Genomic DNA, 13,957 nt, shown 5'->3' with positions numbered 1-13,957 from the left:
ATGGCACTTATATGATCTTCTATTGGCACTAGGGAGCCGAAAAGGAAAGATATTGCTATGCGCCACGCAGATGTGACGCTCGACGACAAATTCCTGCTCAAAGATGGTCGCGTCTTCATCACCGGGGTCCAGGCTCTCCTCCGGGTGATGATGGACCAGCGGCGCCTTGATGCGGCCGCGGGCCTGAACACCGCCGGATTTGTCTCGGGCTACCGTGGCTCCCCGCTTGGCGGCCTGGATCAACAGGCCGGCCGGGCGAAGAAGTTCCTCGAGGAAGCCCAGGTGGTCTTCAAGGAAGGCCTCAACGAGGACCTGGCGGCCACGGCCGTCTGGGGCAGCCAGCAGGCCAATCTGTTCCCTGGCGCCAAGTTCGATGGCGTCACCGGCATGTGGTACGGCAAGGCCCCCGGCGTCGACCGGACGGGCGACGCCTTCAAGCACGCCAACTTCGCCGGCACCTGGCCGAAGGGCGGCGTCCTCGCCGTGGCGGGCGACGACCACACCTGCAAGTCCTCCACCCTGCCGTCGCAGTCGGAGTTCGCCTTCCAGGACTTCGAGATGCCGGTGCTGTCACCGGCCGACGTGCAGGAGGTGCTGGACTACGGCCTGATGGGAATCGCCATGTCGCGGTTCTCCGGCCTCTGGGTCGGTCTGATCGCGCTGGCCGACACCATGGATTCCGGCGTCACCATCGACATCTCACTGGACCGCCACAAGATCGTGGTTCCGGCCAGCTTCAAGTTCCCGGCCGGCGGGGTCGGCATCCGATTGAAGGACCAGCCCCTGGACAAGGAGCGCCGGCTGCGGACGCTCAAGATCCCGGCGGCGCTCGCCTTCGCCCGCGCCAATCGCATCGACCGGGTCATGCTGGGCTCGAACCGGCCGCGCCTGGGCATCGTCTGCCAGGGCCAGGCCTACAAGGACGTGATCGAGGCCTTCGCGGCCATGGGCATCACCAGCCAGCAGGCCTCCGACCTCGGCGTCGCCATCTATAAGGTCGGCATGCCCTGGCCGCTGGAGCCGACCGGCCTGCGCGCCTTCGCCGCCGGTCTCGAGACCATGATGGTCGTCGAGCACAAGCGCCCCCTGATCGAGACCCAGGCCCGCGCCGCCCTCTACGACCTGCCGGCCCATGCGCGGCCGAAGATCGTCGGCAAGACCGACGAGCAGGGCCACGCCCTGCTCTCGGAACTTGGGGCCCTGTCCGTGGCCGAGGTGGCCCTGGCCATCGCCGACCGCCTTCCCCCCGGCCCCCACATGGAGCGGGTCCACGACTACCTCTCCCGCGTCTCCGCCGCCTCCATGGCCGCCGTGACCCTGGCGGCGGAGCAGCAGCGCAAGCCGTTCTTCTGCTCGGGCTGCCCGCACAACACCTCGACCCGCCTGCCGGAAGGCTCCCGAGCCCTGGCCGGGATCGGCTGCCACTACATGGCCAGCTTCTCGGACCCCTCCACCGACCTGAACAGCCACATGGGCGGCGAGGGCCTGACCTGGGTGGGGTCCGCCCCCTTCACCACCGAACCGCATGTGTTCGTGAACCTGGGCGATGGCACCTACAATCACTCCGGCTCCCTGGCGATCCGCGCCTCCATCGCCGCCAACAGCCATGTCACCTACAAGCTGCTGTTCAACGACGCGGTGGCCATGACCGGCGGACAGGCGGCCGAGAGCGGCTTCACCCCGGCTCAGATCACCCGCCAGCTCGCCGCCGAAGGCGTGGCGAGGACCGTGATCGTCGCCGACGACCCGCATCGCTACGACGATGTGAAGGACCTCGCCCCCGGCGTGGACGTGCGCCCGCGTTCTGAGCTGATCGAAGTCCAGAAGATGCTGCGCGACACGCCCGGCACCACGGTCATGCTCTATGACCAGGTCTGCGCCACCGAAAAGCGGCGGCGGCGGAAGCGCGGCAAGATGCAGACCGCGACCAAGCGCGTGTTCATCAATCCCCTGGTCTGCGAGGGCTGCGGCGACTGTTCGAAGAAGTCCAACTGCGTCTCCGTCGAGCCGCTGAACACCGAGTTCGGCCGCAAGCGGAAGATCAACCAGTCGAGCTGCAACACCGACTATTCCTGCCTCGAAGGCTTCTGCCCCTCATTCGTCACCATCGAAGGCGGCGAGAACGCCCACGCCAAGGCGATGCCGGCCCTGACGGCCGACTCCACCCCGCTGCCGACCTTCGAGCCCCTGGAAGGCGTGCGCAACATCGTCTTCACCGGCATCGGCGGCACGGGCGTGACCACCGTCGCCTCGATCCTGGCCATGGCCGCCCACGTGGACGGCCGCGCCTCGTCGGTGGTGGACATGACGGGCCTCGCCCAGAAGGGTGGGGCGGTCTTCTCCCACGTGCGGATCGGCGAGACCGAGGACAGCGTGGTCGGCGGGCGCGTCCCGGCGGCCAGCGCCCACGTGCTGATCGCCTGCGACATCCTCTCGGCGGCCGGCGCCGACGCGCTCGCCCTCTACGCCAAGGACCGCACCGTGGCCTGCGGCAACGAGGACTTCTCGCCCACCGCCGATTTCGTCACCGACCGCGACGTGCGCTTCGACTCCAAGAGCATGTCGGGTCGGATCAAGGCGGCCACCAGGTCCTATGACGAATGCCCGGCCCACCACCTGGCCGAGACCACCTTCGGCGACGCCATCTACGCCAACATGATCATGGTCGGCTTCGCCTGGCAGAAGGGTCTGGTGCCGCTGTCCTCGCGGGCCATCTACCGCGCGATCCGCCTGAACGGCGTCCAGGCCGAGGCCAATCTCCAGGCCTTCGAACTGGGCCGGCGGGTGGCGCACGATCCCGCCGCGCGGGGCCCGGCCGAGGCCGACGTCCCGACGCCCGAGACCATGCCGCTGGCCGACCTGATCGCCCATCGCGGCCGCGAGCTGGTCGCCTACCAGAACGACGCCTACGCCAGGCTTTACCTGGAACGGGTGGAGCAGGTCGCCAAGGCCGAGGCCATGTTCGGCTCCGAGGCTCTGACGCGCGCGGTGGCGACCAATCTCTACAAGCTGATGGCCTACAAGGACGAGTACGAGGTCGCCCGGCTCTATACCGACGGCCGGTTCGCCGCCGAGCGCGAAGGGACCTTCAAGGGCGGCAAGACCAAGGTCTGGCTCTCTCCGCCGCTGCTCGCGCCCAAGGGGCCGGACGGCAAGCCGAAGAAGATCCAGTTCGGCGGCTGGATGGTGGATTACGGCTTCCCGGTCATGGCGAAGATGAAGGGCCTGCGCGGCACGGCCTTGGACATCTTCGGCCACACCGAGGAGCGCCGGATGGAACGGCGCCTGATCGCCGACTATCAGGCGGGTCTCGACAAGGTCCTGGCGGGCCTCACCGCCAAGACCCTGCCGACCGCGATCAGGATCGCCGCCGTGCCACAGGCCATCCGCGGCTACGGCCACATCAAGGACGCCTCGGTGAAGGTCGCCAAGGCCGATGAGGCCAAGCTGTGGGCCGAGTGGGAGAAGGCGGCGGCTTAAGGCCGCCGCCTCCATCCTCAGGCCGCGCGGCTGAGCAGCGCCTCGTCGCCGATCGACAGCGGCCTGGCGTTGGCGCGCTCGGCGAGCAGGGCCTTCTCCAGCCGCCCGTCGCCGCCCCGCCGCGCCGCGGCGATGAGAGTCAGGTCGATCAGGTCGCGCTGGGCGTGGCTGCCGCCGAACCGGCCGGAGCGGTTGCGGATCCCGCGCAGCCGATCGGCCGCGGTGGCGAAGGCCCCGGCGTCGAAGGCCGCGATGGCCTGGATCAGGGGCAGGCCGACATCGCGCACCATGGCGGCGTTGTCGCCCGGCGCCGCCAGGGCCTGGTCCTGCGCAGCGAGCACCGCCTTGACGCCCTCCGCGCGGCCGGCGCCGACGAAGGCCATCATGGCGTGGGCGTCGGAGAAGGCCGACATGCCGAGGATGCCCTGCTCATAGACGTCGGCCAGCGGGTTCCAGCGGTCGCCGACATCGACCCCCAGCAGTTTCAATCGCCAGAGCATGGCCGCCGCGTCCAGCTTGTCGAAGTCCATGGTGGAGGCCTCGCCATAGATCGGGCCGTCATAGAGCCGCAGCACCTCATCGGTTTCGCCCAGACCCAGGTGGAAGAGGGCCAGATGCCACCAGTTGTGGACCGCGAAATAGCTGTCCTGCTGCCAGCCGGTGCTCTCGCGGCGCATGAACGCGATCCCGTCCGCCCGCCGGTCCTGCATCTCCATCACGTGAGCCACGGCGTGCTGGGCCCAGGCGTCCAGCGGCTGCAGCTCCAGGGCCCGGCGGCCCGCCGCCTCGGCGCGGCCGTAGAAGCCGCTTTCCTCCAGGCCGAAAGCCAGCATGGCCAGCACCGCGTGATAGTCGGGCATGGCGTCCGACCAGTGGGGCAGGACCCGGGCGATGCGGTCGCGCAGCATGCGCGAGTCGCCCAGCAGGAAGTCCATCAGCTGGCCGGCCTGCAGGGCCTGCAGGTCGCGCGGATGCTCGATGGACAGGTCCTCGAGTATGCGCCCGGCGTCGCGGATCTCGCCGGCGGCGATGCTGGCCAGGGCGGCCACGTGGCCGCGCTCGCGGTCGGTGCCGGCCAGGGTCTTGGCCGTCTCCAGGGCGGCGATCCCGCCCATCATGGTCTCGGGATCGGTCCCGACCAGCATCAGGTTGGCCTTGAGCACATGGGCCATGATGAAGCGGGGGCTGTCGGCGAGGGCTTCCTCCAGCAGCATGAAGGGATCGCCACCCATGCGGTGATAAAGGCTCAGCGCCTCGCGGTAGGATTGTGCGGCCATCGGGCTCGCGCCGGTCAGGATCAGGCCTGCCTGGTCTTTCTGTTGCATTGGTTTCTCCTCATTTGGGGGGAGGAGAGGTATTTCGTTGCCTCGCCGGTCTCTAGCGGATGCGCGGTCGGTTTTGGCCGGCCTCGGATTTTCGTGTTATCTGAAGGGCTTGGGTCTTCACCCGCCCGGGGCTTCTTCCATTGGCCAGCCAGCCGCTCGAGAAAACCACACCGACGGTGCAGTCGAAAGGCGCGCGAACCCGCGAGCGCCTGCTGGACATCGCCTATGACGCGATCATCCGCAAAGGCTTCAGCGCCACCTCGATCGAGGAGCTGGTGGCCGAGGCGGGCATCACCAAGAGCGGCTTCTTCTACCATTTCCGCGACAAGAACGACCTCGCCCGTCAGATCCTGGAGCGGTTCCACGCCGAGAACGAGGTCTTCCAGCAGACCCTCATCGCCCGGGCGCGGGAGCTGTCGTCCGACCCGCTGCACGCCTATCTGGTCTTCATCAAGCTCTATGCCGAGGCGATGTCGGACATGGTGACGAACCATCCGGGCTGCCTGGTGGCGACGATCACCTTCCAGGACCAGGCCTTCGACCGCGAGGTCACCCGGATGAACACCGAGGGCGTGCTGGCCTGGCGCAAGACCTTCCTCGCCTGGCTGGAGGAGATCGCCGAAACCTATCCCCCGAGACTGCCGACGGACCTGGTCGGCTTGGCTGACGGGGTGTTCGGCACAACATCGCAGGCGCTGATCGTCTCCAAGGCCCTGGGCGACCCGAACGTGGTCGCCCGCGACCTGCTGCTCTATCGCGACCAGATCCGCCTGACCTTCGGCGGTTAGCGGACCGCCGCGCGGATGGCCGCGGTCAGCCGGTCGCGCGCGGCGTTCAGCTCAGGGGTGTCGGCCGCGGGCCAGGCGGAATTGACCACGATGACCAGACCATCCTTGGGGAAGGTGGTGATCGATTGTCCGAAGATGCCCTGGGCCTCGTAGGAGCCCACGGCGGGATTGATCCACCAGAAATAGCCGTAGCCGCCGTATTCGGGATGGGCCGGATTGACCAGGACGTGGGAGCGCGTCGCCTCGGCGGTCCAGTCCTCGGGGACCACCTGTTTTCCGCCGGCCTTGCCGCCGCCCAGGATGAACATGCCGATCCGGCCATAGTCGCGCAGAGTCATGGACATGCAGCAGCCGCCGCGCTCATGGCCGGCCACGTCCTCCACCCAGATGGCGTCCTGCTCCATGCCGAACGGCGCCCAGATCTTCTCCGATAGATACTGCGAGAGCGGCTTGCCCACCGCCTTGGAGACCAGGATCCCCACCAGGTCGGTCTCGCCGGTGGAGTAGTGGAATTTCGAGCCCGGCGGCACGTCGCGGGGCAGGCGGCGCATATAGCTGACCACCGGATTGACGCCCGGCTCGATGACCGAGAGCCCCACCTTGGCCACGTCGGAGTCGAGGCTCGTATAGTCCTCGTTCCACTTCACGCCCGACGTCATGGTGATCAGCTGGCGCACGGTCACGCCGTCATAGCCGCCGCCCTTCAGCTCGGGGATGTAGGTCGTCACCGGGTCGTCCAGGCTCTTGATGAAGCCGTCCTGGATCGCCGCGCCCACCAGGGTCGAGGTCACCGACTTGGCCACCGAGAACGAGGTCCAGCGGTCGGCAGGCTTGCGGTCCAGGCCATAGCGCTCCAGCCGCACCTGGCCGTCCTTGATCACCAGTAGGCCCGAGACCCGGTAGGCCGCCATGAAGCTCTCGATGTCGTGCGGCGTCCCGGCGATCTTGAGCTTCGGGTCGAGCGGCGCCCCTGCCGGCAGTGGGAAGACCGTGGGCCCGCGCTTGACCACCTCGTGGGCGGCCAGGGTCTCCATGGCCTTGTAGCCGGCCTGCTGCTGCTCGGGGCTCCACATCAGGATCGAGGCGCCGGCCGGGGGCGGCGAAGCCTGGGCGAGCGCCGCCGCCGGAATCAAGACCGCCGCCACGGCCGCCAGGGCCAGCCTCATCCGTCGCATCGTCCCGCTCCCCGTCTTGTCTCGTTAAGGTGAGGCTAGAGGCGAAGCGGTGGTTTGCCTATGGGGCGGGCGTCAGTAGCACTGGAACAGAGTCACAGTCTTGGAGAAGTCACCCGCCCGCGCGTCCTGCTCGCGGATAAAGACGTAGAGCATGCCGCCGTCGCCCCAGTTCATCTTGAGCGCGGGGTCGGAATCGATTTGCAGCAACAATCGCCAGGATTTGGAGGCGCGGAGTATCGCCGGCGTCGGTTCCTCGCCGTCGTGCGGGTCCAACCCACGGCGCAGCCGCTCGCACGACAGCGCCATCTGCTCGTCCTGGATCTCCGAGGGATAGCCGCCTATCCGATGCTGAAGTTCGTCGCCAAAGACTTCGTTCGGCAAGTCGGCGAGTTCGTCCAGATCGACGTCGTCATCCAGGTCGCGCAGGTCGACGCCCAGCCAATCGAGACTCGGAATCGAGCGAAACCTCAGGAACTCAACGCGGCGCTCTGGAAAGCGCAGCTTGGGTGAGACATCCGTCGGGCATGGCGCGCTCTCGCTAGCCGGCTCGCGGCTATGCACGATCTGCACTAGATCGACGAAGCCAGGACGCTCGTCGTCATAGAAGGCGTAGAGGCGGCCGTCCGCCGGCAGCCAGTCCGGCCCTTCCGCCGCCCGCACCTCGGCCAGATCCACCTGGACCAGGAACGCTCGCGACGCCTTCTGACCTGGCGGCCAAGCCTGGCCGGGCGGCAACTCCGGCTCGCCGCCGAGCTTTGAGAAACCAGGATGCTTGGTGGGGGTCATCAGCAGAGTCGGACGCGCCATCCGCGTCATGCGGCCACGAATGTGAGAGCCCCCGTTTGTGCGTTGGCCGCTTTGTCTCCGCTTTCGGCGCCTCGCCTTATCGAGCGCGAGATGAATGTAGCCAGACGCCATCCCGAGAAGAATCAAGACCGCCGCGATGGCGAGCATGATCAAGACGAAGATCCCAATCTCCTTCAGGACCTCGAGCGCGATTTCCAGATAGCGCACTATTTTCCTCGCCGTGCTCGTTCCTGGCTCGTGTCAAACGCAGTGATGCCTCCGTTCGGGACCCAAACATGTGTGGCCTTGGCCCAGTTCGGCGTGCCGTAGCGATACTGTTGCAGGACGGTGAACTGTGGCTTGCCGCTGTATCGGCCGTGAATCCGACCATGAGTTTCGGGCGTCGCCGTGCCCGTAATGTTCCAGGGCTGGTTCTTGACCTTTGTAGGGACCGACTTTCGCCAACCGCCCTGTGGAATGATGCCGTGGTGACCGTGCTGGCCAGGAGCAAGCATGCCTTGCTTACCCATCCACCTGCGTGTCTGTTTCCAGGTATGTGACCCAGCCTTCAACCCGCCTTTCGCCATCCCCTTGGCGACGAAGGCGCCCGGCGCAAGGTCCGTGACCGCGAGCAGGCCGTTGCCCACGGCGCCGACAATGTCGCCCTCGTGCGCGTCAGCGATAGCTTCCGGTGCAGACCCCCAGACCGGAACGAACGATTCCGCGAGGCCCGGGTGGGTGCTCCAATAGCCGGCCTCCTGCTTGGCGTTCGTCAGCTTCTGACGCTCCACCATCGCCGCGTAGTCTTCTGCATCTGGATCGGGCACAGAACGAGGCTGGCCGCCCCGCGCATAGGAACCACTCAACGGTCACTCCTTGGTTCTATTGCCGACACCCTCCATGGTAGAGTTTGCCGCTGTAAAGCTCCAAATGCAAGAACAAAAGAAGAACATTTGTCGCATGACGGGCTGTTGCAGGTGCTGTTCCCACGGCGCTCACTAGTGAAGGTTCCCAACCGCCGCCGCACCCGCTAGGCCTGACCCCCATGGCGGATTTCGATTTCGATGCGGTGGTGGTGGGCGCGGGCGCGGTGGGCCTGGCTTGCGGATATGCGCTCTCCAAGCGCGGTCTGGTGGTGGCGGTGCTCGAGGCCGGGCCGATAATCGGCGAGGGGGTCTCGGCGCGCAATTCCGAGGTGATCCATGGCGGGCTCTACTACGCAACCGGCTCGCTGAAGGCGCGGCTGTGCGTCCAGGGCCGGCGCGCCCTCTACGCCTTCCTCGACAGCCACAAGGTGGCCTACGACCGCTGCGGCAAGCTGGTGGTGGCGACCACGGCCGACGAGGTCGCCCGTCTCGACGCCATCCTGGAGCAGGCCCAGGCCAACGACGTCGAGGGCATGGAACAGATGACCAAGGCCCAGGTCCTGGCCCTGGAGCCCGAGCTGGCGTGCGAGGGCGCGCTGATCTCGCCGCAGAGCGGGGTGTTCGATAGCCACGGCTACATGCTGGCCCTGCAGGGCGAGATCGAGGCCGCCGGCGGGGCGGTGGTGACCTCCACGCCGTTCGAGGGCGCCAGCCCGCTGGCGGGCGGCGGGTTCTCGGTGCGCGCCGGCGGCGAGGAGCCGACCACGCTCTCCTGCCGGCTTCTGGTGACCGCGCCCGGCCTCTCGGCCCAGACGGTGGCGGCGACCATCGAGGGCTTCCCCAAGGCGACCATCCCGCCGCTGCACTACGGCAAGGGGGTCTATTTCCGGTTGACGGGCAAGGCGCCGTTCGCGCGGCTGATCTATCCGCCGCCCATCCCAGGAGCGCTCGGCACCCACTATCGCCGCGACCTGGGCGGCCAGGCGGTGTTCGGGCCGGACCTGCAGTTCGTCGACACCCTGGACTACAGCGTCGACCCGGAACGGGCGACCGAGTTCTACCGCTATATCCGCAAGTTCTGGCCGGGCCTGCCCGACGGCGCCCTGGCCCCGGACTATGCCGGCATCCGGCCCAAGCTGCACGGCCCCGACGAGCCGCAGCCGGACTTCCGGATCGACGGGCCGGAGGCCCACAGGCTGGAAGGCCTGGTGACCCTGTTCGGCATAGAGAGCCCGGGCCTGACCTCCTCGCTGGCCATCGGCGAAGAGGTCGCGGGCCGGCTTGGGCTCTAGGGCTTCGGCGTCACCTTCAGCACCTTGCCCTTGGCGGCGTCGGTGGCCAGCCAGATTGCGCCGTCCGGGCCGACGACCACGTCGCGGATCCGCTCGCCCAGCTCGGTGAACAGCCGCTCCTCGCCGACCACCTTGCCGTCCTTCAACACCAGGCGGGCCACCTGCTTGCCGGAAAGGCCGCCGATCAGCACGCTGCCCTTCCAGGCCGGGAAGGCCTGGCCCTCGTAGAAGGCCATGCCGGCCGGGGCGATCACCGGGTCCCAGTAATAGACCGGCTGCTCCATGCCGGGCTTGGCGGTGATGCCTTCGCCGACCGGCTTGCCGGAATATTCCTCGCCATAGGTGATGGTCGGCCAGCCGTAGTCCTTGCCCTTTTCCGGCTGGTTCAGCTCGTCGCCGCCGCGCGGCCCGTGCTCGACCTCCCACAGCTTGCCGGTCGCGGGATCGAGCGCCGCCGAGAGGATGTTGCGATGGCCGATGGACCAGATCTCGGGCCGCGCGCCGGGCTTGCCGACGAAGGGGTTGTCCTTGGGTATCGAGCCATCGGCGTTGATCCGCACGATCTTGCCGAGCGTCCCGTCCATCCGCTGGGCCTGGATCCGGCCGGGCAGGTCGGAGCGCTCGCCGAGCGCTACGAACAGCGTCCCGTCACGGGCGAAGACCAGCCGCCCGCCATAGTGCTTGGTGGAGTCCAGAGAGGGCGTCTGGCGGAAGATCACCTGGACGTTCTCGAGGGCGTTCCCCGCCAGCTTGCCCCGCGCCACGGCGGTGTGGTTGCCGCCGGCCGGATCGGTTTCGGCATAGGCCCAATAGATCAGGCCGTTGCGTGCGAACGCCGGATCGACGGCGATCCCCAGCAGGCCGCCCTGGTCGCGGGCGTCCACCGCCGGCAGGCCCGCGACCGGCTGCGACAGCTTGCCGTCGGCGCCGAGTATGCGCAGGCGGCCGGCGCGTTCGGTGATCAGCAGTCGCCCGTCGGGCAGGAAGGCCAGGCCCCACGGGTGGTCGAGATCCTCGGCGGCGGTCTGAACATCATAGGCGACCTTGGAGACCAGGCCCGGCGCGCGGGTCTGGCCGGCGAAGGCGGGCTTCTGGGCCTCGGCGTTGGGCGGGCGGGTCTCGACGGGCGCGCCCGGCGTGGGCTGAGCCTGGGTCCCGCCGCACGCGGCGAGCGCCGTCGCGAAGGCCGTGGTGATCATGAGGTTGCGCATGGGGAACTCCGAAGACTGACGCGGGAATGGGGATAGGCTCAGATCGTTCCAACGACGGTGGCGAGCGCGTCCTGCGGTGCGGCGCCTTCCAGGTGGATCAGCGACCAGACGGCGAAGAACAACAGGGGCCAACGCTCGCCGCCCTCGCGCGCGAAGGCGGCGCGGACCGCCTGCGGCTCCCGGACCCGACGCACGGCCGCGACCTCGGCGATCCGCTCGCCGATTTCGGCGGCGCGGGGCGCGATCCAGGCGTCCACGGGGACGGTGAAACCCTGCTTGCGCGCCCAGGGCTCGGCGGCGGGGCAGGACCGCTCCAGCCACTTGCGCAGCAGCCACTTGCCGTAGCGACCGCGCACCTTGAACCGGTCGGGCAGGGGGAAGGCGAAGGCGGCGACCTCGGGGTCCAGGAATGGCGTGCGGCCCTCCAGTCCATGAGCCATCAGGCAGCGGTCCAGCTTGGTGAGCAGATCATTGGGCAGCCAGGTGGCGATGTCGGCCCACTGGGCCTGCTGCAGGCGGCTCAGGCCATCCGGCGCCTTGGCGGCGGCGCGCCAGCGGGCCAGGACGGCGGGCTCCGCGCCGCGGGGCTCGGCCGAGCGGCCGCCCAGCCAGGCCGGTCGCAGGGCCCGGCGATAGCGGCCGTAGCCGCCGAACAGCTCGTCGCCACCTTCCCCGGTCAGCACCACGGTGAGGGTACCCTTGGCGGCCTCGGCGAGCTTGTAGGTGGGCAGGGTGGCGTAGTCGGCGGTGGGGTCGTCCATGGCCCAGGCGACTTGCGGCAGGATCCGCCAGAAGTCTTCCTCGCCGAACCGGGTCTCGCGCCAGTCGAGGTCGAGCGCCCTGGCCACGCGCTCGGCCTGGGCCCGCTCGTCCCGCGCGCCTGGCGCGTCGAAGCCGCAGGTGAAGGCGGTGACTGGGCGTTCGTTCTGCCGCGCCATCAGGGTGGCCACCGTCGCCGAGTCGATCCCACCGGAGAGGAACAGGCCATAGGGGACGTCGGAGCGCTGATGGACGCGGACGCTGTCCTCCAGCACCGTGTCGAGCCGCTTGAGGAGTTCGGCCTCGTCCCCGCCGGAGGAGAGCCTGGCCGGCGCTGCCATTCGCCGGCCACGCGGCACGATCCGGCCGTCGACGACCTCGACGATCTCGCCCGGCGCCAGGCGGCGCAGGCCCGGGAAGATCGTCTCCTCGCCCAGGGTGTAGTTGAAGGCCAGCAGCTCCCGCGCTCGATCCTCCGACAGGTCCGCCTTGATCAGTCCCGCCGCCAGGAAAGCGCGCGGCTCCGAGGCGAAGGCGACGGACCCCTCATGCTCCAGCAGATAGAGCGGCTTGATGCCGAACGGGTCGCGGACCAGCCAGGTCCGGCCGTCGTTCCCGATCAGGCAGAAGGCGTACATGCCCCGCAGGCGGTCGAAGGCGGCAGGCCCTTCCTGGGCGTAGAGGTGCAGAAGGGGCTCGAAGTCCGAGCCGGTGGCCAGGCGTCCGCCCAGCTCGAAGTCGCGGGCGAGCTCGACGTAGTTATAGACCTCCCCGTTGCCGATGACGGTCGATCCGGCGGCGTGCAACGGCTGCCAGCCGCCCTCCAGGTCGATGATCGACAGCCGGGCGTGGGCGAGCGAGCGCCCCGGCTGTTCCTCGACGAACACCCCGTTGGGGCCGCGGTGGACGATCGCCTCGATCAGCGGCCGGGCGGAGCCGCCCGGGCCGATCACGCCCGCGATGCCGCACATCAGACCGCCCCGTAGTCGGCGAACAGCTCGCGCCACTGGGCGACCACGGCCGCCTGCGAGAACTCGGCCTCCACTCGCGCGGCGGCGTTGCGGACGACAGTTGCGCGCAGCGCGGGATCGGCCAGCAGCCGGTTGACGCCCTGCGCCAGGGCATCGGCCTCGTCGACGGGAACAAGCAGGCCGTCCTCACCGTCGCGGATCAAGGCGGCGGGGCCCTGGCTGGCGGCGGCGATCACCGGCAGGCCGTGGGCCCAGGATTGGATCACCACATTGCCCAGCGGCTCGTAGCGCGAGGGGAAAACGCAGATGTCCGCGGCGCGATAGAGGGCCGAGGCGTCGGTGCGCCAGCCCAGGAACCGAACGCGGTCGGCGACGCCCAGCGCGTCGGCCATGGCCCTCAGCTTGGCTTCCAGGCCGCCGGCCCCGGCGATCCACAGGTAGGCGCCTGGAACCTTGGCCAGGGCGTTCAGCGAGACATCGTGGGCCTTGGACTCGTGCAGCCGGCCCATGGCCAGCAGCAGGGGGACCCCGGCCGGGGTGTCGAGGCTCGCGCGGTCGACCGCGCCGACCTCGGCCGGGGCCTCGGCGAAGTTGGGGATGTGGCGCACCTTGCCGGCCGGCCAGCCCTGGCCCACCACCCACTCGGCGATGTCCTCGGTGTTGGCGACCAGCTCGTCGAAGCCCTTGTAGTATTTGAGGTTGTAGTAGCCTCCCAGGCGGCCGACCCGCGCCCACGGCCCGCTGGGCGTGTGCCGCGCGGCGCGGTTCATCCAGGCGAGGGCCAGCTTGACGTCGTACTTGCGGGAGAAGCCGGCCAATTTCGGCTTGGTCAGGATGTCGACCGGACCGCCGAACCGGAAGACCCCGGACGGTACGCCCATGCGCTCCAGGGCGGCCTCGCGATTGGTGTTGGCGCGGATCGCACAGGCCTGATCCACGCCCGCCCGCGCCAGCGCGCCGACCAGGTCGAGGAAGTAGGTTTCCGCGCCGCCTTCGCCGGCAGTTCCCAGGAGGTGAAGCACGCTCATGCGGGAGAGAACCTAGCTGGGTAACGCGCCGCACCCAAGCCGCTTGAAGCGGGGAAAAAGCCACCCTATAACCCGCCCCTCGCCGAAAGGCCCGGCGGCTGGGTAGCTCAGATGGTTAGAGCGGTGGATTCATAACCCACAGGTCGGCGGTTCGATCCCGCCCCCAGCTACCAATGTTTTCAATAAGTTAGTAGTCTTGTCAGACGGCTCTTACGAGCCGGTGGCACGGATGCGGCGCAAGAAGCGGCCGCCGGGAGCGTTATTTCCAGGCCTTTT

The 13,957-nt window shown here is 68.6% G+C and carries 10 protein-coding genes and 1 tRNA gene; 4 read left to right on the top strand and 7 right to left on the bottom strand.

The window, feature by feature from the left end:
- Positions 1-57: 57 nt before the first annotated feature.
- The gene (locus M9M90_RS16935) at positions 58-3,480 is read left to right on the top strand and encodes an indolepyruvate ferredoxin oxidoreductase family protein (RefSeq protein WP_254834411.1); all 3,423 of its coding nucleotides are present in this window, start codon (positions 58-60) and stop codon (positions 3,478-3,480) included.
- A gap of 17 nt (positions 3,481-3,497) precedes the next feature.
- On the opposite strand, the gene M9M90_RS16930 is transcribed toward M9M90_RS16935, so the two are convergent.
- Positions 3,498-4,805 carry a tetratricopeptide repeat protein gene (locus M9M90_RS16930; RefSeq protein WP_254834410.1) on the bottom strand — a complete coding sequence of 436 codons (1,308 nt, stop codon included), beginning with the start codon at positions 4,803-4,805 and terminating at the stop codon, positions 3,498-3,500.
- 140 nt (positions 4,806-4,945) lie between these two features.
- Between M9M90_RS16930 and M9M90_RS16925 the strand changes: the two genes are divergently transcribed.
- Positions 4,946-5,593, top strand: coding sequence for a TetR/AcrR family transcriptional regulator (locus M9M90_RS16925; protein WP_254834409.1), 648 nt, complete (start codon positions 4,946-4,948; stop codon positions 5,591-5,593).
- Here the strand turns inward: M9M90_RS16925 and M9M90_RS16920 are convergent.
- From M9M90_RS16920 to M9M90_RS16910, 3 genes are all read right to left on the bottom strand, one after another.
- Positions 5,590-6,768, bottom strand: coding sequence for a serine hydrolase (locus M9M90_RS16920; protein ID WP_254834408.1), 1,179 nt, complete (start codon positions 6,766-6,768; stop codon positions 5,590-5,592). The two genes, M9M90_RS16925 and M9M90_RS16920, sit on opposite strands and share 4 nt — an antisense overlap.
- Before the next feature lie 72 nt (positions 6,769-6,840).
- Positions 6,841-7,782, bottom strand: a complete 942-nt coding sequence (locus tag M9M90_RS16915) for a DUF1963 domain-containing protein (protein WP_254834407.1) — start codon at positions 7,780-7,782, stop codon at positions 6,841-6,843.
- On the bottom strand, positions 7,782-8,420 hold the full coding sequence (locus M9M90_RS16910) for a hypothetical protein (RefSeq protein WP_254834406.1): 639 nt from the start codon (positions 8,418-8,420) through the stop codon (positions 7,782-7,784). Before M9M90_RS16910 ends, M9M90_RS16915 begins: the two co-directional genes overlap by 1 nt.
- A 179-nt stretch (positions 8,421-8,599) precedes the next feature.
- Between M9M90_RS16910 and M9M90_RS16905 the strand changes: the two genes are divergently transcribed.
- Positions 8,600-9,712: an NAD(P)/FAD-dependent oxidoreductase gene (locus M9M90_RS16905; protein WP_254834405.1), complete on the top strand. Its 1,113-nt coding sequence runs from the start codon at positions 8,600-8,602 to the stop codon at positions 9,710-9,712.
- On the opposite strand, the gene M9M90_RS16900 is transcribed toward M9M90_RS16905, so the two are convergent.
- Genes M9M90_RS16900 through M9M90_RS16890 form a run of 3 tightly spaced genes read right to left on the bottom strand, consistent with a single transcriptional unit; the run spans position 9,709 to position 13,681 of the window.
- Positions 9,709-10,923, bottom strand: a complete 1,215-nt coding sequence (locus tag M9M90_RS16900) for a PQQ-dependent sugar dehydrogenase (protein WP_254834404.1) — start codon at positions 10,921-10,923, stop codon at positions 9,709-9,711. The genes M9M90_RS16905 and M9M90_RS16900 overlap by 4 nt on opposite strands.
- A 38-nt stretch (positions 10,924-10,961) precedes the next feature.
- Complete coding sequence (gene asnB / locus M9M90_RS16895; protein WP_254834403.1) at positions 10,962-12,653, bottom strand: asparagine synthase (glutamine-hydrolyzing); 1,692 nt, start codon at positions 12,651-12,653, stop codon at positions 10,962-10,964.
- Entirely contained in the window at positions 12,653-13,681 is a 1,029-nt protein-coding gene (locus tag M9M90_RS16890) for a glycosyltransferase (protein ID WP_254834402.1), read from the bottom strand. The genes asnB and M9M90_RS16890 overlap by 1 nt, the downstream gene beginning before the upstream one ends.
- 96 nt (positions 13,682-13,777) lie before the next feature.
- Between M9M90_RS16890 and M9M90_RS16885 the strand changes: the two genes are divergently transcribed.
- Positions 13,778-13,854 (top strand) — tRNA-Met (locus M9M90_RS16885).
- The last annotated feature ends 103 nt before the right edge of the window (positions 13,855-13,957 follow it).

Source organism: Phenylobacterium sp. LH3H17 (assembly GCF_024298925.1).
Taxonomy (GTDB): Bacteria; Pseudomonadota; Alphaproteobacteria; order Caulobacterales; family Caulobacteraceae; genus Phenylobacterium.
This window is presented reverse-complemented; position numbering and strand designations above follow the sequence as displayed.

Coding starts and splice junctions, on each gene's coding strand:
- M9M90_RS16920 (WP_254834408.1), bottom strand. CDS start 6,768: ATGCGACGGATGAGGCTGGCCCTGGCGGCCGTGGCGGCGGTCTTGATT.
- M9M90_RS16935 (WP_254834411.1), top strand. CDS start 58: ATGCGCCACGCAGATGTGACGCTCGACGACAAATTCCTGCTCAAAGAT.
- M9M90_RS16905 (WP_254834405.1), top strand. CDS start 8,600: ATGGCGGATTTCGATTTCGATGCGGTGGTGGTGGGCGCGGGCGCGGTG.
- M9M90_RS16900 (WP_254834404.1), bottom strand. CDS start 10,923: ATGCGCAACCTCATGATCACCACGGCCTTCGCGACGGCGCTCGCCGCG.
- asnB (WP_254834403.1), bottom strand. CDS start 12,653: ATGTGCGGCATCGCGGGCGTGATCGGCCCGGGCGGCTCCGCCCGGCCG.
- M9M90_RS16930 (WP_254834410.1), bottom strand. CDS start 4,805: ATGCAACAGAAAGACCAGGCAGGCCTGATCCTGACCGGCGCGAGCCCG.
- M9M90_RS16890 (WP_254834402.1), bottom strand. CDS start 13,681: ATGAGCGTGCTTCACCTCCTGGGAACTGCCGGCGAAGGCGGCGCGGAA.